This window comes from Acetobacter ghanensis, from assembly GCF_001499675.1.
GTDB lineage: Bacteria > Pseudomonadota > Alphaproteobacteria > Acetobacterales > Acetobacteraceae > Acetobacter > Acetobacter ghanensis.
Genome location: NZ_LN609302.1, coordinates 544,902 through 566,680 on the forward strand (window position 1 = coordinate 544,902; position 21,779 = coordinate 566,680).

General features: G+C 57.3%; 18 protein-coding genes and 2 tRNA genes. 10 read left to right on the top strand and 10 right to left on the bottom strand.

Annotated features, from left to right (window positions below; genetic code table 11):
* Positions 1-4: 4 nt before the first annotated feature.
* Genes AGA_RS02605 through AGA_RS02615 form a run of 3 tightly spaced genes read left to right on the top strand, consistent with a single transcriptional unit; the run spans position 5 to position 1,614 of the window.
* Positions 5-748, top strand: a complete 744-nt coding sequence (locus AGA_RS02605; protein ID WP_059022904.1) for a tetratricopeptide repeat protein — start codon at positions 5-7, stop codon at positions 746-748.
* A complete protein-coding gene (locus AGA_RS02610) occupies positions 735-1,187 on the top strand; it encodes a TadE/TadG family type IV pilus assembly protein (RefSeq protein ID WP_059022905.1) in 453 nt (150 codons plus the stop codon). The genes AGA_RS02605 and AGA_RS02610 overlap by 14 nt, the downstream gene beginning before the upstream one ends.
* A complete protein-coding gene (locus tag AGA_RS02615) occupies positions 1,153-1,614 on the top strand; it encodes a hypothetical protein (protein WP_157065282.1) in 462 nt (153 codons plus the stop codon). The genes AGA_RS02610 and AGA_RS02615 overlap by 35 nt, the downstream gene beginning before the upstream one ends.
* A 15-nt stretch (positions 1,615-1,629) precedes the next feature.
* On the opposite strand, the gene AGA_RS02620 is transcribed toward AGA_RS02615, so the two are convergent.
* The 4 genes from AGA_RS02620 to AGA_RS02635 all read right to left on the bottom strand — a co-directional run bounded on the left by AGA_RS02620 (position 1,630) and on the right by AGA_RS02635 (position 7,269).
* Entirely contained in the window at positions 1,630-3,441 is a 1,812-nt protein-coding gene (locus AGA_RS02620) for a TadE/TadG family type IV pilus assembly protein (RefSeq protein WP_083503515.1), read from the bottom strand.
* A gap of 108 nt (positions 3,442-3,549) precedes the next feature.
* Positions 3,550-4,905: a dihydroorotase gene (locus AGA_RS02625; RefSeq protein WP_059022908.1), complete on the bottom strand. Its 1,356-nt coding sequence runs from the start codon at positions 4,903-4,905 to the stop codon at positions 3,550-3,552.
* A gap of 11 nt (positions 4,906-4,916) precedes the next feature.
* Positions 4,917-6,314 (bottom strand): glutathione-disulfide reductase, encoded by a 1,398-nt coding sequence (gorA, locus tag AGA_RS02630; RefSeq protein ID WP_059022909.1) that lies wholly within the window; start codon positions 6,312-6,314, stop codon positions 4,917-4,919.
* A gap of 58 nt (positions 6,315-6,372) precedes the next feature.
* The gene (locus tag AGA_RS02635) at positions 6,373-7,269 is read right to left on the bottom strand and encodes a ferredoxin--NADP reductase (protein ID WP_059022910.1); all 897 of its coding nucleotides are present in this window, start codon (positions 7,267-7,269) and stop codon (positions 6,373-6,375) included.
* Between the two features lie 361 nt (positions 7,270-7,630).
* On the opposite strand from AGA_RS02635, the gene AGA_RS02645 reads away from it, so the two are divergent.
* The gene (locus AGA_RS02645) at positions 7,631-9,985 is read left to right on the top strand and encodes a helicase-related protein (RefSeq protein WP_059022912.1); all 2,355 of its coding nucleotides are present in this window, start codon (positions 7,631-7,633) and stop codon (positions 9,983-9,985) included.
* Between the two features lie 11 nt (positions 9,986-9,996).
* Here the strand turns inward: AGA_RS02645 and AGA_RS02650 are convergent, their stop codons facing one another.
* Positions 9,997-10,947, bottom strand: a complete 951-nt coding sequence (locus AGA_RS02650) for an SDR family oxidoreductase (RefSeq protein ID WP_059022913.1) — start codon at positions 10,945-10,947, stop codon at positions 9,997-9,999.
* Positions 10,944-11,528, bottom strand: coding sequence for a DedA family protein (locus tag AGA_RS02655; RefSeq protein ID WP_373319894.1), 585 nt, complete (start codon positions 11,526-11,528; stop codon positions 10,944-10,946). Before AGA_RS02655 ends, AGA_RS02650 begins: the two co-directional genes overlap by 4 nt.
* Positions 11,529-11,794: 266 nt before the next feature.
* On the opposite strand from AGA_RS02655, the gene AGA_RS02660 reads away from it, so the two are divergent.
* Positions 11,795-13,756: a prolyl oligopeptidase family serine peptidase gene (locus tag AGA_RS02660; protein ID WP_373319893.1), complete on the top strand. Its 1,962-nt coding sequence runs from the start codon at positions 11,795-11,797 to the stop codon at positions 13,754-13,756.
* A gap of 93 nt (positions 13,757-13,849) precedes the next feature.
* Here AGA_RS02660 and AGA_RS02665 read toward each other — a convergent pair whose 3' ends face one another.
* The 4 genes from AGA_RS02665 to AGA_RS02680 form a co-directional block, all read right to left on the bottom strand.
* Positions 13,850-15,478: an NAD-dependent malic enzyme gene (locus AGA_RS02665; protein WP_059022915.1), complete on the bottom strand. Its 1,629-nt coding sequence runs from the start codon at positions 15,476-15,478 to the stop codon at positions 13,850-13,852.
* Positions 15,479-15,667: 189 nt separating this feature from the next.
* The gene (gene nusG / locus AGA_RS02670) at positions 15,668-16,198 is read right to left on the bottom strand and encodes a transcription termination/antitermination protein NusG (protein ID WP_059022916.1); all 531 of its coding nucleotides are present in this window, start codon (positions 16,196-16,198) and stop codon (positions 15,668-15,670) included.
* A 9-nt stretch (positions 16,199-16,207) separates the two neighbouring features.
* Positions 16,208-16,402 (bottom strand): preprotein translocase subunit SecE, encoded by a 195-nt coding sequence (gene secE, locus AGA_RS02675; RefSeq protein ID WP_059024606.1) that lies wholly within the window; start codon positions 16,400-16,402, stop codon positions 16,208-16,210.
* A 135-nt stretch (positions 16,403-16,537) separates the two neighbouring features.
* Positions 16,538-16,614: transfer RNA gene (locus AGA_RS02680), tRNA-Trp, on the bottom strand.
* Positions 16,615-16,842: 228 nt separating this feature from the next.
* Here AGA_RS02680 and AGA_RS02685 point away from each other — a divergent pair.
* From AGA_RS02685 to atpD, 5 genes are all read left to right on the top strand, one after another.
* Positions 16,843-16,916: transfer RNA gene (locus AGA_RS02685), tRNA-Gly, on the top strand.
* A 297-nt stretch (positions 16,917-17,213) separates the two neighbouring features.
* Positions 17,214-17,831 carry an ATP synthase F1 subunit delta gene (gene atpH, locus AGA_RS02690; protein ID WP_059022917.1) on the top strand — a complete coding sequence of 206 codons (618 nt, stop codon included), beginning with the start codon at positions 17,214-17,216 and terminating at the stop codon, positions 17,829-17,831.
* Entirely contained in the window at positions 17,831-19,366 is a 1,536-nt protein-coding gene (gene atpA / locus AGA_RS02695) for a F0F1 ATP synthase subunit alpha (RefSeq protein WP_059022918.1), read from the top strand. Before atpH ends, atpA begins: the two co-directional genes overlap by 1 nt.
* A gap of 16 nt (positions 19,367-19,382) precedes the next feature.
* Positions 19,383-20,270, top strand: coding sequence for a F0F1 ATP synthase subunit gamma (locus AGA_RS02700; protein ID WP_059022919.1), 888 nt, complete (start codon positions 19,383-19,385; stop codon positions 20,268-20,270).
* A 31-nt stretch (positions 20,271-20,301) separates the two neighbouring features.
* The gene (gene atpD, locus AGA_RS02705; protein WP_059022920.1) at positions 20,302-21,774 is read left to right on the top strand and encodes a F0F1 ATP synthase subunit beta; all 1,473 of its coding nucleotides are present in this window, start codon (positions 20,302-20,304) and stop codon (positions 21,772-21,774) included.
* The last annotated feature ends 5 nt before the right edge of the window (positions 21,775-21,779 follow it).

Sequence of the window (21,779 nt, forward strand, 5' to 3'; positions counted from 1 at the left end):
CATCATGTCTAATGTTTTGCGTATGTCGGCACGTTTTGCCGTCGGTTTGCTCGTTCTGGTTTCCGGGTGTGCAAGCAAGCAGGATCTTGAGAAAAAAGACCTGCAGACTGCCACTGTGGAAATGAACAACGGCGCACCCATGGCGGCCCTGAAACTGCTCCAGAGGCGGATTCAGGAACACCCGGAGGATATTCCGACCCTGCTGGCGTTGGGGCGGGCCAATGCGGAATTAGGGCGCTATCAGCCTGCCATTCTGTTTTATCAGGATGCGTTGGCAAAGGACCGTAATTGTCTCGACGCGATGAAAGGTCTGGCGAGGATAGATCTGCGGCTTATGCCTAAACGCGCCCTGACCCGGCTGGAAGACATGGCCAAGCGTTTTCCTAAGGACGCTCAGGTGTGGACGGATCTGGGTATTGCGCGGGATTATGCTGGCCAGCATACGCAGGCGCAGGCCGCCTACTATCAGGCTATGAAGCTAGATCCATTGTTGATCGCAGCCCAGAGTAACCTTGGTTTATCCTACGCTTTGGTCGGCCGGTATGATTCGGCCCTCTTTATGCTTTCTCCACTGGCGGAGTCTTCTGATGCCACACCAAAAATTCGCGCTAATCTGGCCTACACGCAGTTTATGATGGGGAACGCAGCCGCCGCCCGTCAAACATTACAACATGATATGTCGCGCGATCGGGCAGAGAAGGTTCTTAACTCTTACCAACAGTTGGGCCTAAAGCATGGTACGCTTTAAAACCGACAAAAGAGGTGTTGCTGCGCTTGAAGCCGCCTTGCTTCTTCCTGTTTGCATGGTGATGATTTTTGCAATTGTGGAAACAGGCTGGCAACTGGTGACCGAGATGGTTTTCCAGAATGGTGTAGAAACTGCTGCTCGCTTTTTGGAAACAGGCTACACGGACAGCGGCGATGCCAATAGTGGACAAAACTGCCAGCCTTTGACGAGCTTTTTGCAGACGTTGGTGAGCGAACAGGCGCCAGGTATTGTGCAAAGCGCAAATGTCAGCATTTCAACTGATGGCACTTCGGTTAATGGTGCCATCCCATATACATTTACTTATACCCAGCCGTTTCTTACATCATGGGCTGGTATGGTTACCAACCGGTCAGGTTGGTCACACACAGAAAAGGTATTGGTGCATGAGACCACAGCACAATCCTGTTCATCGTCGTAAAGGCAGCGTCTCTATCGAGGCCGCATTGTTTATGATTGTTGGCGGCGTCATGTTATTTGGCATTGTTACAGTCATTGCGGAAATGCGTGATTATTATCGCCTTAATACGTTGACGGCTCATGTAGGGCAGGTTGTGGCCCGGTCTGACACTCTGTCCACGACGACGATTGAGGCGATTCTGAATGCGGCGACATCAGATACCTTGCTCAATGACCTGACAGGCCTGTGTGTGACAGTCGCCAATAAGGAAAAAACCCTTTACACCGTACCCGGTGCTTGCGCCTGCGCATCACAGACCGAGAACTCGTCCACGATTATGTCTTCCTTGCAGAATGCAGCAAGCAACATGGCTGTGGTGGTGGTGAATGGTTGTGATGCAAAGTACCAGAGCACATCGGTGTTCACGACCACCGCTACGATGGATTAAAGGTAGCCATCGTTTTTATGGATATGTGATCGAGAGAACGCCCCCGTTCTGAGACGTAATATTTGTATTCAAGCTCCCTTTTTGGGAGGAAACTGCAAAATTAATGGCGCTTTGAGAGCCATTAACGGTGCCGGTAATGCCTGACACAGTATACCCGTTAACATTCTTGAATGTGGCTGATCCACCCCCGGACACGTTGAGAACAACGTTGCTCATGGACTGCGCGTTATTAAATGTGACGGAAGCCCCATTGGTAACATTGATCGTCGTGTTGCTGATAGGAGTCTGACCGTTAAATACGAGACTACTATTGGAACCGGTTACGGTGATGACAGCACCTGATGAAATAGGCGCATAACCAGAAATGGTGGCTGAACTTGCACCAGATATATTCAGGGCCGAAGAAATGGCCGTGTTTGTTTGCCCCGTAACCGTAAAGCTGGTCGAATTACCAAGGTTCAGAGTGCCCGAATTACTCAGCGTTAAACCCGATGCGGAAATGGTGGAGGCGGATGACGTAAAAGAAGAACCGCCCTGTATGACAAGGTAGTTGTAAACATACAGGGTAGAGTTGTTTTCTATCGTCAGGGTGCTCTGGTCATTAACATTCAGGTTTACGCCTGCGTTAACACCAATGTTGACCAAGGAATCATTGATATCAAACGAGGAGGCATCGACCGTAAAATTACTGCCACCTCGGATATAAAGACTGGCGCCTGAGGACAGGAGCATCTTCGAACCGTTCTGTATGCTCCACGGCGAACTCTGTGGGTTGCTGCTACATCCCAGTGACCCGCCATTTGTCGCACTTATGGTGGCGTTGGTTGCGGTTATCCCATTGTCACAGTACTGGCCGTTATCCAGCGCCAGAGTGCTATTGGTCAGCGTTGTCTGGCTATCAACCTTGGTGACTTCGTTGCTCAGGCCATTAAATGCCGCATTGCTGAACGTGAGGGCACCACTGCTATGGTAGGTGCCTGAATTTTCGACAGTCAGGGTGCTGTTGGTTACAGACGTGCTGCCGTGGTTATCAACATTCATGCCAGTAATGGTGGTTGTGCCGGCTTTAACCGTAAAGCCACCATCCAGCTGGACAGAGTCACAGTTCGAGCAGCTATTCCCGTTCGTGTCAGTGCTTTGGGCAGTCAGGGTTGCATTTGTAGAGAGCGTCAGGCTGGACTGATTGACGATAGAGGAGGTGCTTAGGCACGCAGTGCCCAGTTCGCCAGAGTAGCTTTTATCAGAATAGCAGACCGGGCCATCTACAATCACAGGGTCGGTGCTGGAAGGTACAACCTGAAGGGCCGCGTAACTCGGATAATTGGCCTGACATTGTGTTGGCGGGCTGGCATCGGACGTTTTGTAGCACAGCAGGGCCATCCAGCCGCGCCCGGAACCGGTTTGCTGGTCAAATGTGGCGTAGCCAACGGCCGTAATTGTTGTGGCCCCCGATTTTTGTAGCATACTGAAAATAAGGGGGACCGAAACAGTAACCGTTACCGGAACCTGTTTTGTGCTTGAGTTGTAGTCGCCCACATTCATGGTGACGACGGAGGAATTGAGCACACCGCTGGTTTGTGAGGTGCCGCTGGGGTTGAAATTGCTCCAGAATATTTTTTCGGCATCAGCCTGCCCTTTGGCAGGCTCATCCGCAGACCCTTCCGATCCAATAACAAGGGCGGCTGCATCCACCCCTGCCTGGGCACGTTGTTTGACAATATAAATGCGAGTCAGATCGACAGCACCACAGACAAGAAGCAGCAGGGTAGGTATGGCAAATGCCGCAATAACGGCAATAACACCTTTGGAGTCCATACGCCTTGTCATGTGTTAGCCCGGCCTTTCTCTTGTCCAGAGTGTGTCAGATGTCGTGCTGGTCAAACTGAAGGCAAAATACCCTATTCCCTAATTATTTGGCCACCGCGTTAAAAATTTTCAAGCTGGTCTATCTGTTGCATCAAAGCGGAAGGGCTCCCCTACGGCTTTGTCAGCCAGAGTGCCTTCCCACATAACCTGATGCCCACGAATAATGGTACCAATGGGCTTGCCGGTCAATGTTTCGCCAGTAAAGGGGGACCACCCACACCGGGAGGCCAGCCAGTCCTGCTCAATCGTCCAGCGGGCTTTGAGGTCCACGATTGTGAAGTCCGCATCATACCCCACGGCAATGCGGCCTTTGCGCACCAGACCGAACAGGCGCTGTGGCCCGGCGGAAGTCAGGTCCACCAGACGGCGTAGGGTCAGGCGATGGTGGGCGACATGGTTGAGCATGAGGGGGAGCAGTGTCTGCACACCCGGCATCCCCGATGGGGAGGCGGGGTAGGTTTTGCCTTTGTTGGCCAGACTGTGGGGAGCATGGTCGGAACCAATAACATCAGGCATCCCTTGCGAGACCCAATGCCACAGTCCATCGCGATGTGCGGCGGAGCGAATAGGCGGGTTCATTTGGGCAAAGGTGCCCAGCCGGGGGTAGGCTTCCTCGGCAGCCAGCGTGAGGTGCTGCGGTGTCAGTTCACAGGAGGCGACATCGCGGTGCTGGGAGATCAGTTCCAGTTCCGCCGGGGTTGTAATGTGGAGGATATGCACCCGCCGTCCGGTTTTGCGTGCCAGATGCAGCGCCCGCGTGGTGGCGCGCATGGCTGTTTCATCATCCCGCCAGACGGGGTGAGAGGCCGGGTCACCCTCCACGCGCTCACCCATGCGCTCGATCAGTCGGGCTTCATCTTCAGCATGAATGGCAACACGGCGCTGGCCTGATCGTAGGACGCGCTCGAGCATGTCATCATCCGAGACCAGAAGGTTGCCTGTGGAAGACCCCATAAACACCTTAATGCCCGCAGTGCCCGGAAGTTTTTCCAGTTCGCCGCAATGGTCGGCATTATCGGATGTTGCACCAACATAGAAGGCGTGTTCACACCACATCCGGCCTTTGGCGCGGGCCAGTTTGTCGGCTACGGCTTCAGGCGTGGAGGTGGTGGGCTTGGTATTGGGCATTTCAAAAACGCCCGTCACACCGCCAAGAACGGCGGAGCGGCTGCCGGATTCAAGGTCTTCATTTTCGACAGCACCCGGCTCCCGAAAATGGACCTGTGTGTCAATCACACCGGGCAGAATGGTCAGGCCGGTGCAATCCACCACCCGCGCAGCATCGGCTGTGCCACCAATGGCGCTAATTCGGCCATCGCGCACATAAACCGTTGTTTCCACCGTGCCGTCAGGCAGGACGACAGAGCCATTTTTAAGCGCCAGATCATGCGCCTTGTGCGGGACGTTCTGTGCGGGTGCGGCCATGGGGTCTGTCCTTACTTGTCAGCTTTAGGAGTTTCACGCGTGCGGGTGCGCATGGTCACCAGTTCTTCGGCTGAAGTGGGGTGGATGCCAATGGTGCGGTCAAAGTCCGCCTTGGTCAGCCCAGCGGTTACGGCAATAGCAACGGCCTGAAGCATTTCCGGTGCTTCATCGCCCAGAATGTGCACGCCAACCACCTTTTGGCTCTGTTGGTCCACAACCAGCTTCATAACCGTTTTGCGCACGCGGCCAGCCAGCGTGTAGCGCATGGGGGTAAAACGGGTGAGGTAAATATCGACCGCACCGTTCTGAGCCGCTTCATCTTCCGTCAGGCCAACGGTGGCGACAGGGGGGGAGAAAAAGACAGCTTTGGGCGTGGTAGCGTAGCACCACTGGCGGGGTGGAGCCTTGCCAAACAGGCGGTCGGCAAGGTTATGGCCTTCCGCAATGGCAACGGGGGTCAGGTTGATGCGGTCGGTTACGTCCCCGATGGCGTAAATGCCGGGGTGTGTCGTCTCGCTGTTGGCATCTACCTGAATACGGCCATTATCCACGGTTGTGATGGACGTATTGCCTAACCCTAGCGAATCAATTTTAGGGTGGCGCCCAGTGGCCATAAAGATGCAGTCCGCCGTAAGAGTCTGCCCGTTATCCAGTGTCAGAACCAGCGCCTGTCCGTCCTGCACAATCTGGGTGGGGTTGGCATGGTGGTGCTGGGTAATGCCGCGGGCGTCTATGGCGTCTGCCAGAGCGGTGCGCATGTCCTCATCAAAGCCACGCAGGGGCAGGTCCCGGCGGTAAACAAGGTCTACTTTGGAGCCAAGGCCCGCAAAAATACCGGCAAATTCAATGCCGATATAGCCACTCCCAATCATGACCACCCGTTGTGGGCGCTCTGGTAGGGCAAAGGCTTCGTCGGAGGTAATGGCCAGTTCGGCCCCCGGAATATCCAGCTTGGAGGGGGTAGAGCCGGTGGCAATGACGATTCGCTTAGCGGTAACAGTCCGGGGCTGTTCCGTAGGCGCCAGAGGGGAGGGGGTAATACGCAGGGTATGCCCGTCCACAAACTGGGCATGGCCGGTAAAGAGGGTAATGCCCGCTTTTTCCAGCATGGATACGTAAATGCCGTTCAGGCGCGTAATTTCGCGGTCCTTGGCGGCGATCAGGGTTGGCCAGCTATGTGTGCCGGGGGTGGTAGACCAGCCAAAGCCGTGGCTGTCCTCCACCATGTCGGCATAATCGCTGGCCATGACCATCAGCTTTTTGGGCACACAGCCCAGATTGACGCATGTGCCACCCCAGTGGCGGCTTTCCACCACGCCAACACGCGCGCCATGCCCAGCGGCAATGCGTGCGCATCGTACACCGCCAGAGCCTGCTCCTATGACCAGAAGATCGAAGTCATATGTCATGGGGCAGGCTCCTTTGGTGCTGTGCTGAGGGTCTTTTCAACGTAAGGTTGGGGTATCCTTACCGTTCGGCAAAAGCTTTTTCCACCACGTAAGCGCCGGGGGTGGACATGTTGCCTTCATCAAACCCGCGGGCCTGGAGCAGGGCTTCCGTATCGGCCAGCATTTCGGGCGAACCGCAGATCATCACGCGGTCATGCTCGGGGTCGAGGGCGGGGATGTTCAGATCCGTAAAGATCTTCCCGGTTTCGATCAGCTTGGTAATGCGGTCGGTCACGGCAAAGTCTTCACGCGTGACGGCCGGGTAGTAAAGCAGCTTGCCGCTAATATCTTCACCAAGGAACTCGTGCTTGGGCAGTTCGTGGCGAATGTGGTTGGCATAAGCCAGCTCGCCGGAAATGCGCACGGTGTGGCTCAGAATGACGTGGTCGTAACGCTCGTAGCATTCCGGGTCCTTGATCAGGCTCATAAAGGGAGCCAGACCGGTGCCGGTGGACAGGAAGTACAGGTTACGGCCGGGGCGCAGGTTGTCCAGCAGCAGGGTGCCGGTGGGCTTGCGACCGATCAGAACCGTGTCGCCGACCTTGACGTGGCGCAGGCGGGAGGTCAGCGGGCCATCCGGCACGGCAATGGAGAGGAACTCCATTTCATCCGCATAATTGGGGGAGGCAATGGAGTAGGCGCGCAGCAGGGGCTTGCCGTCCACTTCAATCCCGATCATGGCGAACTGGCCGTTTTCAAAACGCAGGCCGGGGTCGCGCGTGGTGGTGAAGCTGAACAGGCGGTCGGTCCAGTGGTGCACGGTCAGCACCTTGGCCGGGTAAAGGTGACCGTACTCCTTGGTGGGGGGAGCAAGATGCCACACACCGTCCTGCCCTTCTACCGGCAGCAGGGCGCTCGGCACTTCAGAGGCAGACATCCGGGGAAGAACGTCGTTATCAAGAATGGTTTCAGACATGGACCGCTTTGTACTCCGCTTATAGCAGATCAGATAGATGGCGCGCTTCCGCCCAAAGGGGACAGTGCTTCAATAAGCAGAAGGCAACCCTGGTGCTTTGGCGGCGTTTTAAGGGGCAGGCGCGTGGGACGCCAGTGCAAATTCGTCACAAGACGTGTTCCCGCTTCACACAGCAGGGCAGGAACAGCCTCGCTTGGAAGCCACAAACCGCCATTGGCGGGCACAATGGTCACAAGGTGGCTGCCATATCAAGCGTAATCACACCCTGAACCGTGATGTTTGGGGGGTGAATGTTTGATTTTTACATGAAGCATGGGCCAGAGCCATTGTTCCGGCACGCGGGATGACGCAAGAGTAGGGCATGACGTCAGATACCCCTGCCTCCCCCGCGCGTGACGCGCTTGCCCGTGCCGTGGCCCATACGGGCCTGATGCCCGAACCCAAGGAAGAAACCGAAGTTCTGCGCCGTGTTGCCCGCGCGTTGGAGCCCGGAGCGCGTGAGGTGCCGGACGAGACCTACCGGGCTGTGTTGTGCCAGGTACGCCGCAAAAAATGGATTTCCCGCCTGCTGGACCGTACCCGGCGGAGTGGCCGAATCTGGATTACGCGTGAAGAAATAGAAGAAGCGGTCTCGGGCATAATTGATCCGGATGCGGATGATCAGGCGCTTGAACACGCGCTGGCTCCCGTCAGTCTGGCGCGGCTGCGCGGGTATGGGGCATCCCCCCGTGCGGCTTTTGCCGCTGTGCAGGCTGACCTGGTGGACATTGGGCGTGTACCCTCGCCTGCGCAGACCGATCTGCTGCTGATGGCCGTGGCCATTGCCTTTAACCTGCCGGAAGGGGACCCGTTTCTGGAAACGGCGCGGAGGGAAGAGGCGCAGCGCCAGAACACAGCAAGCCGAATTGAGAAAACTGCACAAAGCCGGCGGGAGCAGGAGGAAGAGCAGCTCAAGGCGTGGGAAAACAGCCTTGTACCGTTTAACGAGGTGCCGCGACTCCTCCACTGTTCACACCGCGAAGCTCTGCGCTGGATTGCCGAGAATCGGCTGCCCGTGGCTCGTAAAGTGCAGGAGCCGGGCGGCCGGGAACGGTGGGAGTTTGATCCGGCTGCTCTGGTAGCCCTACGTGGCCAGCTATCCGAGTGGCGGCGGGATGAGCGGGGTGGGCCAGCATCCGGGCTTGGTAAAGGCAAACATGCGCCAGATATGGGGCGTAAGGTCGCCAATTCCGTAATCGCCCGTGTGGCGGCGCTGGATAAATACGCAGCCCATTTTAGAACCGCACGCGCTCTTAACCGCCAGATTACGCTGGTTACGGGGCCGACCAACAGCGGCAAGTCCTATACTGCGCTCAATGCGCTGGCTCAGGCCGAAAGTGGGTTGGCGCTCGCCCCCCTGCGCCTGCTTGCACATGAGTTCCGCGAGGCGCTGGCGGCCCGTGGAGTCGAGGCATCCCTATCCACCGGGGAGGAGAGAATCGAGGTGCCGGGGAGCAGGCATCTGGCGGCAACGGTGGAAATGTGCCCCTTTTACAGCCCTGTTGATGTGGCCGTGATCGACGAAGCCCAGATGCTGTTTGACACGGACCGTGGTGCTGCATGGACTGCGGCCATTATGGGGGCACCTGCCCGGCACCTGTATGTGCTGGGTGCGCCCGATTGTATTCCCATGGTGCGCCGGATTGCCGAACTATGTGGTGACCCGCTGGACGAAATCTCGCTCGAGCGTAAAAGCCCGCTCAAGGCCGCCAGCCAGCCTGTGCGTCTGGCCGACCTTGGTGCCGGTGATGCGTTGATTGCGTTCTCCCGTAGGGAGGTGCTGGACCTGCGTGCAGCCCTTATGCAGCACGGCAAGCGGGTTGCTGTGGTGTATGGCGCACTCAGCCCGGAAGTGCGGCGGGCCGAAGCGCAGCGCTTTAACAACGGTCAGGCTGATATTCTGGTGGCAACGGATGCCATTGGCATGGGGCTTAACCTGTCCATCAAGCGGGTGGTGTTTGCCGCGCTCAAAAAATACGATGGCCGCCAGACCCGTGACCTGACCGTGCAGGAGGTCAAGCAGATTGGCGGGCGTGCCGGGCGCTTTGGTAAGCATGAGACGGGGGTTGTGGCTGTTCTGGCCGGGGCGGGTAGCCCTAGCTTTGTGCGCCGCCAGTTGAATGCGGACCCCGAAATGCCCGAAGACCTGCGCCCTTACGTGCAGCCGGATGCGGACATCGTCAAAGCTGTTGCGTCCGAAATAGGGTCGCAAAGCCTGTATGGTGTGCTCTCGCGCATTCACAGGGCGGTCTTGCGCAAGGATGACCCCAATTACCGTCTGTCCGATATGGAGCAGGCTTTTGCCATTGCCTCGGCTCTGGAAGGGGTAGAAGGGCTGGACCTGACCACCCGCTGGTCTTACGCCATGTGCCCGGTAGATGATCGGGATAATGGGATACGGCGTCTGGTGGGCTGGGCTGCGGACCATGCGGCTGGTCGCCGGGTGCTGCCGCCGGGCACTGGCCCTTTGCCTGCGGCGGAGCGCGCTGGGCGCGAGGAACTGGAACGGGCTGAAAAACGGCACAAGAGGCTGGTGGCATGGCGCTGGCTGGCGCTGCGCTTCCCAACCATTTACCCCGACCGGGAAGACGCAGAAGAAACAACCCGTAAACTGAACGACTGGATTGAACGGGTTCTACGCCAGCAGAGTCGGGCGCGCCGTTCCTCACACGGGTAAGGGGTTCGCCTTTACCACGCGGTGTTGGTCAACCGTTCCGAAACATCCCAAAGGCGGGCCGCAAGGCTGCCTTTGCGGGCAGTGGGGGGCACAACGGCTGGGCCGGGTGGCCCGCGCCGTTCTCCTGCTCCCTGCGGGCCGTAATAGTCTCCATCCCGCGCCTGAGGGGAAAGTGCCGCGTAAAGCAGCGGTTCAGCCCCACCGGCGGCGGACTGGCCCATAACGCGCAAGATGGCCGTGCCCAGTGTTTGCTCAATCAGCCCCAGAGGATAGGGCAGGGTAGAACCCTGGCCGTTGGCCACAATGGAAGTGGCCGCCCAGCCCGGATGCGCTGCGCGGGAATGGAGGTTCCAGCCCTGTTCGCCAGCCCTGCGGGCCAGTTCGTGCGCAAACAGCAGGTTGGCCAGCTTGCTTTGCTGGTAAGCCCCAAACGGGCTGTAGCGATGGCGGGACTGAAGGTCGTTGAAGTGGATGGTGTTCTTACCCGCAGCCAGACTGGCTACGGTTACAAGTATTCCCCCGTTTTCCGCTGCTTCCAGCAAGGGGCGTAGGTGTGCGCTTAGCGCAAAATGGCCCAGATGGTTAACGCCAAACTGAAGTTCAAAGCCGTCTTCTGTTTCCATCCGGCGGGTTGGCGCCATAACTCCGGCATTGTTGATCTGGATATCAATCCTGTCCGTTATGGCGGCAATCGCCTTTGCACATGCGGCGACCGAGCGGAGGGAGGCCAGATTAAGGGGGAGCAGCGTCACATCGGCCATGGGGCAACTGGCCCGCAGGCGGGTTAGGGCATTCTGTCCTTTTTCCGGGTTGCGGACCGGCAGGATCAGTCTGGCACCACGGTGGGCGAGGCCCAGAGCTGTTTCAAACCCCAGCCCGCTATTGGCTCCGGTAACCAGTGCGACACGGCCAGTCAGATGCGGTTGTGTATTTTTAACCCGCCAAGGGCTGCGCCCCATCATGGAAACGTGGCTTTGAGCTGTTCATCCTGTTCTGCTGCTTTCATGGCTTCCTCCGTCAGACGTTTTTCATTGTGCTTGATGAAGATAACCAGAGCACCAATGACCACCAGAGTTGCGGCACCAAAGGCAACGGCCAGCCAGCCGGAGAGTTTGGCAATCTCGCTTCCCAGCAGATAGGCGCACAGCGTGTATCCACCTGCCCAGAACAGGCCACCAAGCGCATTATAGAACAGGAACGTGTGCCAAGGCATACGGTTCGCTCCCGCCAGTATGGCGACGAACATCCGCAGGATGGCCACAAAGCGACCAAAGAAAATGACCGGCCCACCATGCCTGAGGAAAACATAGCGTCCCAGCAGCAGGCGTTCGGGGGTCAGACCAAAGCGTGGACCATGCTTGCGCAAAAGCCCCAGCCCCAGACGGTGGCCAATCATATAGCCCAGATTGTCCCCCATGATCGCGCCTGTCACGCCGGCAATAATAATGCCTTCGATCTGGAGCTTGTGGGTGGTCGCGCAAAAGATTGCGCCAGTAATAAGCAGGCTTTCCGCAGGGAGGGGCAGCCCCATGCTTTCCAGCATGACGACAACACCAACCACACCGTAGCCATAACGGGTGAACAGGGTTGTCAGATAATCAAGCGAAAAGATGGATTCCAGAGCGTGTAACAGAACAGACAATCCAATTCAGAGACAACATCAGCAGATGTGGGGAGGAGCAGAGTCGCTCCCGTCATGTCAAGCCCACAGCATAAAGCCGCCAGGTCCGCACCCCCTGCCTAGCATGGAATGGAAGGCGGCACATGCCTTTCCGTTTACGGTATTTTACATGATAGACTGAGCACATGATGGAACAGAATAGTGCTCATGCTCAAACGCCCCGGCCCATGCGTTGTGGCTGCTGGCCCTCACCCGTCACCGCGGCTCTGGTCGCCGGTAAAAGTCTGACCCTGTCGGAAGTGCGCGCCACTGATCAGCTTGTGTACTGGCTGGAGCGGCGTCCGGCGGAGGGGGGGCGTACGGTCCTTATGCGTTGGTCTGCGCAGGGCGGCGTGGCCGAAGTGCTGCCAACAGAAGCGGATGTTGGCACCCGGGTGCATGAGTACGGTGGTGGTGCCTATGCAGTGGCGCCCCATGCCATTGTGTACGCGGACCGGCGCACGGCTCAGGTCTGGCAGTTGAGGCAGGGTGACGTTACCCCCCAGTTACTAGCTGGTGCGGAAGGTGTGCGTTTTGCAGATCTGCGGTTTGACCCGACCAGCAGCACGGTTCTGGCGGTGCGTGAGGACCACAGAACTGCCGGTGAGCCGCAGGGCGCTCTGGTTGTTCTTGGTGCGCATACGGGGCCGGATGGACTGGTGTTGCAAAGTGGTGCGGATTTTTACATGTCCCCCACCTGTTCGCCCGATGGCACGATGCTGGCGTGGATTGAGTGGGACCACCCTAATATGCCGTGGGATTCTACCCGTTTGTGCTTGGCGCGTGTTGTGCGCGGGGCCGATGGGGCTGTGCTGGCATTGGAAGCCGTGCAGGTTCTGGCTGGCGCAGATGGTGGCGAATCGCTGGTGGAGCCACGTTGGACGGCTGATGGCCGGTTGTTGGTCATTTCGGACCGGGCAGAAAACTGGACGGTGTGGGAGGTGCAGTGGCAGGCCGGTTCTCATCTGCTGCCTTACCCCGCACCGGAAGGAGAAACGGGCCAACCTGCATGGGTTTTTGGCCAAAGCAGCTATCAGCCTTTGGCGGATGGAGGGTGTGTGACTCTGACTGTCCGCAACGGAGTAGGGCAGTGCTTTTTGCGCACGGCCTCCGGTCAGATTGTGCCTTTTGCTGGCAGCCCGGACCAGTGCCCCGTTGCCTTGGCGGATGGACGGTTTGCGTGGGTGCAGGCCCCGCCTGATGCCCTGCCAGCAGTTGTGGTGGGGGATGCCCGGCAAGGCGTGCAGCAGGTCCTGCGTCGCGCAGCAAAGCTGAATCTGAACCCTGCGGATATTTCCTGCCCCGAATCGGTACGTTTTGTTGTGGATGGGGCCGATGCTCCGTTAGGGCACGCTTTTTTTTATCCCCCCGCCAATGGGCAGGCCTGTGTCCCTCAGGGTGAAAAACCTCCTATGATTGTGCTGGTGCACGGAGGGCCAACCGCACGGGCGCAGGACGGTTTTTCCTTCAAGGTGCAATGGTGGACATCTCGCGGTTTTGCCGTGCTGGATGTGAATTATGGTGGTTCCACGGGTTTCGGGCGGTCATGGCGTAACAGACTTAAGGGCCAGTGGGGCATTGTGGATGTGGCAGATTGCGTAGCAGCTTGCCGCCATATGGTGGCGACAGGTCGCGTGGACCCAAAGCGAATCGCTATTCGTGGTTCCAGTGCTGGGGGCATGACCGTGTTGCTGGCTCTGGCCGCGTCTGACCTGTTTGCTGCTGGCGTCAGTTTGTATGGCGTGACCGATTTGCGTGCTCTGGCGCAGGAGACGCATAAGTTCGAGGCCCGGTATCTGGATGGTCTGGTAGGCCCGTGGCCGGAAGCCGAGGATGTTTACGTGGCCCGCTCGCCCCTTTCTGTCGCCAGTCGAATTCGGGCTCCCGTGTTGCTGTTGCAGGGGGAGGAGGACAAGGTTGTGCCTCCTTCTCAGGCGCACGCCATGGCGGAGGCGCTTCGTGCCGTGGGCACTCCCTGCACTTTGCAGGAATTCCCCGGGGAAGGGCACGGTTTTCGTAAGGAGGCGACCATTCGTCAGGCTTTGGAGATGGAGTTGGCGTTTTATGGCCGAGTCTTCGGTTTTGATCCCGCTATACCCGCTCAGACTTAACAAACACTGCACGCCGAATCGTAAAAAAACGGAGCTGGTTTTTTCCAGCTCCGTCTTGTGCAAGGCCCACAAACATATGGGGTATGGCATCAATCAGCCCGTGTAATGCGGGCTGTAAGTCAGGCTTTCAATCCATGCCCGAATGTCTGTAGGGCGTTCCACCGTTGCAGCGCCCTGCTCAAAAATAAATTCGGCAATGCGAGCCGCCGAGGTGACGGAAACATCCAGAATATCGCTCTGCGGGGGGAATAGGCGCCCCCGTTCGCGGGATGCCGGGTCAACCTGGTCGGCCAGTGCCCGGGCGGCTTCAATAACCATATCATCGGTAATGTGCTTCGGGCAGGTGGCGTAAATGGCTAGTCCCAGCGCCGGGAAGATGTAAAAATTGTTGGCCTGTCCGGGGTAGAAGGTCCGCCCGTTTCGCTCCACTTCAGGGAATTGCAGGCCAGCCGCAAACAGGGCCTGACCATTGGACCATGTGTAGGCCTGCTCGGCTGTGCATTCCGCATTTTTCTGGGGCAGGGAAAGAGGGAAGATAATAGGGCGCTCGTTAAGTGCGCTCATGGCTTCCACTATTTCCTGCGTAAAGGCTCCGCCAGAGGTTGAAACACCGACAAGTACGGTGGGTTTGATCGCCTTGATCATGGCCAGCAGGTCGCGCGATGGCGGCATGGACTTGGCATAGCGTTTTTGCTGTGGCGTCAGGTCAGTGCGGGAGGTTTCCAGCAGGCCGTTCACGTCCATAAGGGTGATTCGGTCTATGGCGTCCTGTTCGCCAAGTCCTTCCTGCTTCAGGGCGGAAACCAGCATATCCGCCGTGCCCAGACCGGAGGAGCCAGCACCAAGGAACAGGAAGCGCTGTTGTGCCAGAGTTTCGTTTTTGATCTTCAGTGCGGTAATCAGCCCCGCCAGCGTGACCGCCGCAGTCCCCTGAATGTCGTCGTTATAGCACAGGGCTTTGTCCCGGTATTTTTCCAGATAATGGAGGGCGTCTGTGCCTTTCCAGTCTTCAAAATGCAGGCAGCAGTTGGGGAATACGTCTTGGACGGCTTCCACGAATTCCTCCACGAATCCATCCAGTTCTTCTAGCGGAGGAGGTTCGCGGCGTAGGCCAAGATAAAGTGGATCCGCACGTAGGGCACTGTTGGTGGTGCCAATGTCCAGTTGCACAGGCAACAGCACTTCTGGCGGGACCGCGCCACAGGCTGTGTAAAGGTCCAGCTTGCCAATGGGAATGCCCATGCCGTTTACGCCAATGTCGCCCAGCCCCAGAATACGCCCACCTGTGGTGACACAGAGAAAGCGCACATTTTCCATAGGCCAGTTACGAAGCACCTCACGGATTCGCCCGCGCATGTCCAAACTGATGTACATGCCACGTGGACGCCGGTAGATATGGCTAAACTGCTGGCAGACAGCGGCCAGAGTAGGTGCGTAAACAATGGGAACAAATTGCGCCGGGTTGGACATAAGAACCCGGTAGAACAATGTTTCGTTCTGGTCGCGCAGGCCACTCAGGTAAATGTAACGCTCCAGATTACTGGGCTTGGCGTCCAAATGCCGGTGGATTCGCTCAACCTGCCGGTCCAGTGTTTCCACCTGTGTGGGGAGCAAACCTTCCAACCCATATTGCCGCCTTTCCGCCTCGGTAAACGCGGTCCCCTTATTGAGCAGGGCATTGTTGAGCAGGGCTGTTCCTCTGAGATTCTGGGCAGAAGGCATGGTCACTCCTTGGAAAGCAAAAACAGCGTCAGGCTATCAGACAAGGATACAACCCGGAACATGAGGTTGTGTTCCAAAGGCCGGAATGGGTTTGTTGTGTTTGCAGGGCAGATGGACGGTGCATGTGCGCAATAAAAAAGGCGGCCCGAAGGCCGCCTTTAAAACCGCATTGTGCGTTGTGCTGGCTGATTACAGCTTTTCGACCTGATTGAACTCCAGATCCACCGGGGTGGAACGGCCAAAAATTGAAACGCTGACTTTCAGGCGGCCTTTTTCTTCATCCACTTCTTCAATCACACCATTGAAGGAGGTGAATGGGCCATCTGCCACACGAATCTGTTCGCCCACTTCAAAGGTAACAGCAGAGCGGGGGTGCTGCACGCCTTCTTCCGTCTGGCGGATAATGCGCTCGGCTTCAGCCGCAGAAATGGGGGTGGGGCGATTCTTGGTGCCCAAGAACCCCGTAACCTTTGGCGTGTCCTTGACCAGATGCCACGACTCGTCGGTCATTTCCATCTTGATCAGTACGTAACCGGGGAAGAACTTGCGCTCTGCGTTGACCTTCTGGCCACGGCGCACTTCAATTACTTCCTCGGACGGGACCAGAATTTCTTCAATATGGTCGCTCAGCCCCTTCTGTTCCGCATCTTCGCGGATGTGCTGCGCGATTTTCTTTTCGAAGCCCGAATAGACGTGGACCACATACCAACGCTTGGCCATGCCGTTTCCTCAGCCTCCCAGCCCGAAAAGTTGACGTACGCCGAGGCCAATTAACTGGTCCACGACGAAAAAGAAGATAGATGCCATACCTGCCATGGCCAAAACGGCGCCGGTGGTGACAAACGTTGCGCGGCGGGTGGGCCATGTGACCCGTTCCGCCTCGGTACGCACATCATGCAGGAACTTACCGGGACTGAACGACACGAACCACACTCTCCTTGTTCTGCTCTGCCGCGCTGTGCGGACAGGGGCAGTTTTTAAATCAAACCACTCAGATTGTACGATAAAGCCGCATTTTACAGGTGAAAAGCGGAACCTTCCGTACACCACGTGAAAATCTGGCAGGGGTGGAGGGTCTCGAACCCACAACCTCCGGTTTTGGAGACCGGCACTCTAGCCAATTGAGCTACACCCCTGCAGCGTGTCCGCCACGGCTGGAAAAGACCTATAACGGAAACCCGCTCGTCTGACCAGCCACAATCTTGCGGCCATCACAGGAGCCGGAACAAAATATGTTGCGGCGCTAAAGTCAAGAGCCTGTTGCAGATTATTGTCGCATAAGGCGAGTTGGGGAGGCGCAAAAAGCATGTGGGGGCTTGCGGTGTATGTCGGGCATGGAGTATAAACACTCCCACTTCGGATTTGCGGGCATAGCATAGTGGTAATGCAGTAGCCTTCCAAGCTACCGAGGAGGGTTCGATTCCCTCTGTCCGCTCCAGAACTTCCCCAAATTATAAAAAATCTCACCTGTTCGTGATGTTCTGCGTTATTGGCCGTTTTGTGGCTCGTTGCAGGGGCGAATTGGTCTATTTGCGGTGCGTGGCGGTCAAAGTTTGCGATCTGAGAACCACGCATTTTTCTCAGTCATAATTTGCCGCATTGAGGGTTGGGAATAAAATAGGGCCGTTCTGCCAGTTGCGTGCCCGTTGTGGTCATGCTAGAGGCCGCGCCAACAGGTGCAATTAAATCTGGATTCATCGTCTGGTGGTCTGGGTTGCATCGTTGTCAGTGTGGAATGCCGGCGCGCACAGAAGGAAAGAACCAAAGAGTGGTGGCCTCGGGCGTAACGACAGCACAACCGGTTGCTTTTGCGGCTAACGGGCTAGAAGGCCGTTACGCAATTGCACTCTATGATCTGGCAGCCGAACAACGGCAGCTGGACACCGTGCTTGATGAAGGTGGCGCCCTTGCGCGCCTGATTGATGAGAGTGCGCCCCTGCGCACTGTTCTGGAAGACAGGCGTCTGGATATCCTGGTGTCTCGCAAGGCCGTGTTGGCCGTGCTGGAGGCTCAGGGATTCGGTCAGATTCTTCGTAATTTTGTGGGCGTCGTGGCTGATAACCGTCGCCTGCCCGTTCTGCGTCGGATACTCGCCGCGCTCGATGCGCTGGCAGTTGCCCGACGGGGTGAGGTCGTAGCCGAGGTCAGCAGCGCCGTGGCATTGACCGCAGAGCAGCGGACCCAGCTTCAGGCCCGACTGGCAGAAGCCGGGTATTCCCGCATCAATATTCGTGAGCGTGTTGACAGTTCCCTGCTGGGCGGCCTTGTCGTCCGTGTGGGGGCAAAGCTGTATGACGCCAGCCTCAAGACCCGCCTGTTTCGTTTGCATTACGCCATGAAGGGAGCCGCGTGATGGAAATCCGTCCCGCAGAGATTTCGGATATCCTCAAGCAGCAGATTGCCTCGTTCGACAAGGAATCTGATGTTGTCGAAACCGGCACTGTTCTGTCTGTCGGAGACGGCATTGCCCGCGTGTTTGGCCTGCAGAATGTTATGTCGGGCGAACTGGTGGACTTTCCGTCCGCTGGCCAGAAGGGTATGGCCCTGAACCTGGAAAGCGACAACGTTGGTGTCGTTATTTTCGGTGATGACACCAATATCCGTGAAGGTGACAGCGTCACTCGCTCCGGTATGGTTGTCAGTGTGCCAGTTGGTAAAGGTCTGCTGGGCCGTGTTGTTGACGGTCTGGGTAACCCGATCGACGACAAGGGGCCGCTGACCGACGTTGAACTGCGCCGTGCAGAGGTTAAGGCTCCCGGTATTATGCCGCGCCAGTCCGTAAGTGAACCCATGCAGACCGGGATCAAGGCGATTGACGCTCTGGTGCCGATCGGCCGTGGTCAGCGCGAACTGGTTATTGGTGACCGTCAGACAGGTAAAACAACCATCCTGACCGACACCATTCTGGCCCAGAAGGGCGTCAATGAACTGGGTGACGACAAGAAGTCCCTCTACTGCATTTACGTCGCCGTTGGTCAGAAGCGCTCCACAGTTGCACAGCTTGTGCGCCTGCTGGAAGAAAAAGGCGCGATGAAGTACTCCATCGTCGTGGCCGCAACCGCATCCGATCCGGCTCCGTTGCAGTACCTCGCTCCGTATGCTGCCTGCGCAATGGGTGAATACTTCCGCGATAACGGTATGCACGCCCTGATCTGCTACGACGATCTGACCAAGCAGGCTGTTGCTTATCGCCAGATGTCCCTGCTGCTGCGTCGTCCGCCAGGCCGTGAAGCTTATCCGGGTGACGTGTTCTACCTGCATTCCCGTCTGCTCGAACGTGCAGCTAAGATGTCCGATGCCAATGGCGCGGGTTCTCTGACGGCTCTGCCCGTTATTGAAACGCAGGCTGGTGACGTTGCGGCTTACATTCCGACCAACGTGATTTCCATCACGGACGGCCAGATCTTCCTCGAAACCGACCTGTTCTATAAAGGTATTCGCCCTGCCGTGAACGTGGGTGGTTCTGTGTCCCGCGTTGGTTCTGCAGCGCAGATCAAGGCCATGAAGCAGGTTGCTGGCAAAATCAAACTTGAACTTGCCCAGTACCGTGAAATGGCAGCCTTCTCCCAGTTCGCATCTGATCTGGACCCGGCAACGCAGAAAATGCTGGCCCGTGGCGCACGTCTGGTGGAACTGCTGAAGCAGCCACAGTCTTCACCTCTTTCGGTTGAAGAGCAGGTTGTTCTGCTTTTCGCAGGTACCCGTGGCTTCCTTGATGGCATTGACGCCAACAAGGTTGTGGCATGGGAACGTGCCGTGCTGAGCGACGTGCGGAGTGCTGGTAAGGATATTCTGGACACGCTGAGCAAGGAAAAGGCCATTTCCAAGGACCTTGAAGCGCGGTTGACCGAATACCTGACCGCCTTCAACCGCAACTTCGCCGGCTGAGGGAGCAGAAGCACTCATGGCTTCCCTTAAGGAACTACGCGCCCGGATCGGAAGTATCAAATCGACACGGAAGATCACGAGCGCCATGAAAATGGTGGCGGCTGCCAAGCTGCGGCGGGCGCAAGCCAGCGCAGAAGCTGCTCGTCCTTATGCGGCAGCCATGCGCCGTATGCTGGGTGAACTGGCAGGCGCTACCAAAGGTGAGGACGGAGCCCCCCGTCTTCTGGCTGGTACCGGGCAGGACAAGGTTCATCTCCTTGTCCCTATGACCAGTGACCGTGGTCTGTGCGGTGGCTTCAACGCCAACGTTCATCGGTTGACGGTACAGACGATTCGTCGCCTTCAGTCCGAAGGTAAGACGGTGCGTCTGATGCCGGTTGGCCGTCGGGCACTGAACTTTTTCATGCGTGACTACGCTGACCTGATTGTCGATCATGTGACCGGCACCAGTGCAAAGGAAATTCCTTTTTCCGTTGCCAGCGGTCTGGGTGAAAAAATTAACGCTCTGCTCGAAGCAGGCGAGATTGATGTCTGCACGCTTGTGTTCAACAAGTTTCGCAATGCGATGACGCAGGTGCCGACATGCCAGCAACTGGTACCCATGATTGTGGACGACGCAAGCACTGAGCTTGAAGCGTCCAATGACGTGGCCCAGTATGAATTTGAGCCTGATGAAGCAACGCTGCTGGCTATGCTGCTGCCGCGCAACCTGCAGGTTCAGATTTATGCTTCGCTGCTGGAAACGGTTGCGGGCGAAAACGGTGCCCGTATGACGGCTATGGATAACGCAACGCGCAATGCTGGCCGCACCATCGACAGTCTGACACAGGTCTATAACCGGACCCGCCAGACCAACATTACTAACGAACTGATCGAAATCATTTCGGGCGCACAGGCTGTCTGAGCCCGATCGTATGCCCCGCAGGAGCTGACCCATGTCGGATACCACAACCCAGACCCAGGCCCCTGCGGCCACGAAGACCAATGCTGTTGGCCGCATTACCACCATTAAAGGGCCGGTTGTTGACGTGCAGTTCGAAGGTGAACTGCCCAAAATTCTGAACGCGCTGCATGTCAAGCTGGGCGATCAGATTCTTGTGCTCGAAGTGGCGCAGGAAATTGGCGAACACGAAGTGCGTTGCATTGCCATGGACACGACCGATGGTCTGGTTCGCGGTACAGAAGTGGTTGATACGGGCGCACAGATTTCTGTGCCTGTTGGCCCCGAAACGCTTGGCCGTATTCTGAACGTTATCGGTGAGCCGATTGACGAACAGGGCCCTGTTCAGACCGCACGTCGCGCTCCCATCCATCGTGATGCCCCTGCTTTTGATGAGCAGGCTGCTGCATCCGAAATTCTGATGACCGGTATTAAGGTTGTCGATCTGCTCTGCCCTTACCTCAAGGGTGGTAAGATCGGCCTCTTTGGTGGTGCCGGCGTTGGTAAGACCGTTATTATTCAGGAACTGATCAACAACATCGCCAAGGCGCACGGTGGTGTGTCTGTGTTTGCTGGTGTTGGTGAACGTACCCGTGAAGGAAACGACCTGTATTACGAAATGCAGGATGCCGGCGTGATCAAGCTGGGCGAAAACGGTTCCACCGAAGGTTCCAAGGTGGCACTGGTGTTCGGCCAGATGAACGAACCGCCGGGTGCTCGTGCCCGCGTGGCGCTGACTGGTCTGACCATGGCGGAATACTTCCGTGATGAAGAAAATCAGGACGTGCTGTTCTTTGTGGACAACATCTTCCGCTTTACGCAGGCTGGCTCCGAAGTGTCCGCACTTCTTGGCCGCATTCCGTCCGCCGTGGGTTACCAGCCCACACTGGCAACGGAAATGGGCGCCCTGCAGGAACGTATTACGTCCACCAAGAAGGGCTCCATTACGTCCGTTCAGGCCGTGTATGTTCCTGCCGATGACTTGACCGATCCGGCTCCTGCCGCGACCTTCGCCCACTTGGATGCCACAACCGTTCTGAACCGTTCCATCGCGGAAATGGGGATTTACCCGGCTGTGGATCCGCTGGACTCTACGTCCCGTGCTCTCGACCCGCAGATTGTGGGTGAAGAACATTACGCAGTGGCTGGTGAAGTGCAGCGTATTCTTCAGACCTACAAGTCCTTGCAGGATATCATTGCTATTCTGGGTATGGATGAACTGTCTGAAGACGATAAGCAGGTTGTGGCACGTGCCCGCCGTATCCAGCGCTTCCTGTCTCAGCCGTTCCATGTGGCGGAAGTGTTTACGGGTGCGCCTGGTAAGCTGGTGTCCGTGACCGATACGGTTCGTTCCTTCAAGGCGATCTGTGCGGGTGAATATGACGATCTGCCAGAAGCGGCCTTCTACATGGTCGGGACGATTGAAGAAGCTGTTGCCAAAGCAGAAAAACTGAGGGAGTCGGCCTAACAGCC

What these genes read in the sequence shown, in the direction of transcription:
- AGA_RS02605 (WP_059022904.1), top strand. Translation starts at nt 5, where the DNA reads ATGTCTAATGTTTTGCGTATGTCGGCACGTTTTGCCGTCGGTTTGCTC.
- AGA_RS02610 (WP_059022905.1), top strand. Translation starts at nt 735, where the DNA reads ATGGTACGCTTTAAAACCGACAAAAGAGGTGTTGCTGCGCTTGAAGCC.
- AGA_RS02615 (WP_157065282.1), top strand. Translation starts at nt 1,153, where the DNA reads ATGAGACCACAGCACAATCCTGTTCATCGTCGTAAAGGCAGCGTCTCT.
- AGA_RS02620 (WP_083503515.1), bottom strand. Translation starts at nt 3,441, where the DNA reads ATGACAAGGCGTATGGACTCCAAAGGTGTTATTGCCGTTATTGCGGCA.
- AGA_RS02625 (WP_059022908.1), bottom strand. Translation starts at nt 4,905, where the DNA reads ATGGCCGCACCCGCACAGAACGTCCCGCACAAGGCGCATGATCTGGCG.
- gorA (WP_059022909.1), bottom strand. Translation starts at nt 6,314, where the DNA reads ATGACATATGACTTCGATCTTCTGGTCATAGGAGCAGGCTCTGGCGGT.
- AGA_RS02635 (WP_059022910.1), bottom strand. Translation starts at nt 7,269, where the DNA reads ATGTCTGAAACCATTCTTGATAACGACGTTCTTCCCCGGATGTCTGCC.
- AGA_RS02645 (WP_059022912.1), top strand. Translation starts at nt 7,631, where the DNA reads ATGACGTCAGATACCCCTGCCTCCCCCGCGCGTGACGCGCTTGCCCGT.
- AGA_RS02650 (WP_059022913.1), bottom strand. Translation starts at nt 10,947, where the DNA reads ATGATGGGGCGCAGCCCTTGGCGGGTTAAAAATACACAACCGCATCTG.
- AGA_RS02655 (WP_373319894.1), bottom strand. Translation starts at nt 11,528, where the DNA reads ATGCTGGAAAGCATGGGGCTGCCCCTCCCTGCGGAAAGCCTGCTTATT.
- AGA_RS02660 (WP_373319893.1), top strand. Translation starts at nt 11,795, where the DNA reads ATGGAACAGAATAGTGCTCATGCTCAAACGCCCCGGCCCATGCGTTGT.
- AGA_RS02665 (WP_059022915.1), bottom strand. Translation starts at nt 15,478, where the DNA reads ATGCCTTCTGCCCAGAATCTCAGAGGAACAGCCCTGCTCAACAATGCC.
- nusG (WP_059022916.1), bottom strand. Translation starts at nt 16,198, where the DNA reads ATGGCCAAGCGTTGGTATGTGGTCCACGTCTATTCGGGCTTCGAAAAG.
- atpH (WP_059022917.1), top strand. Translation starts at nt 17,214, where the DNA reads ATGCCGGCGCGCACAGAAGGAAAGAACCAAAGAGTGGTGGCCTCGGGC.
- atpA (WP_059022918.1), top strand. Translation starts at nt 17,831, where the DNA reads ATGGAAATCCGTCCCGCAGAGATTTCGGATATCCTCAAGCAGCAGATT.
- AGA_RS02700 (WP_059022919.1), top strand. Translation starts at nt 19,383, where the DNA reads ATGGCTTCCCTTAAGGAACTACGCGCCCGGATCGGAAGTATCAAATCG.
- atpD (WP_059022920.1), top strand. Translation starts at nt 20,302, where the DNA reads ATGTCGGATACCACAACCCAGACCCAGGCCCCTGCGGCCACGAAGACC.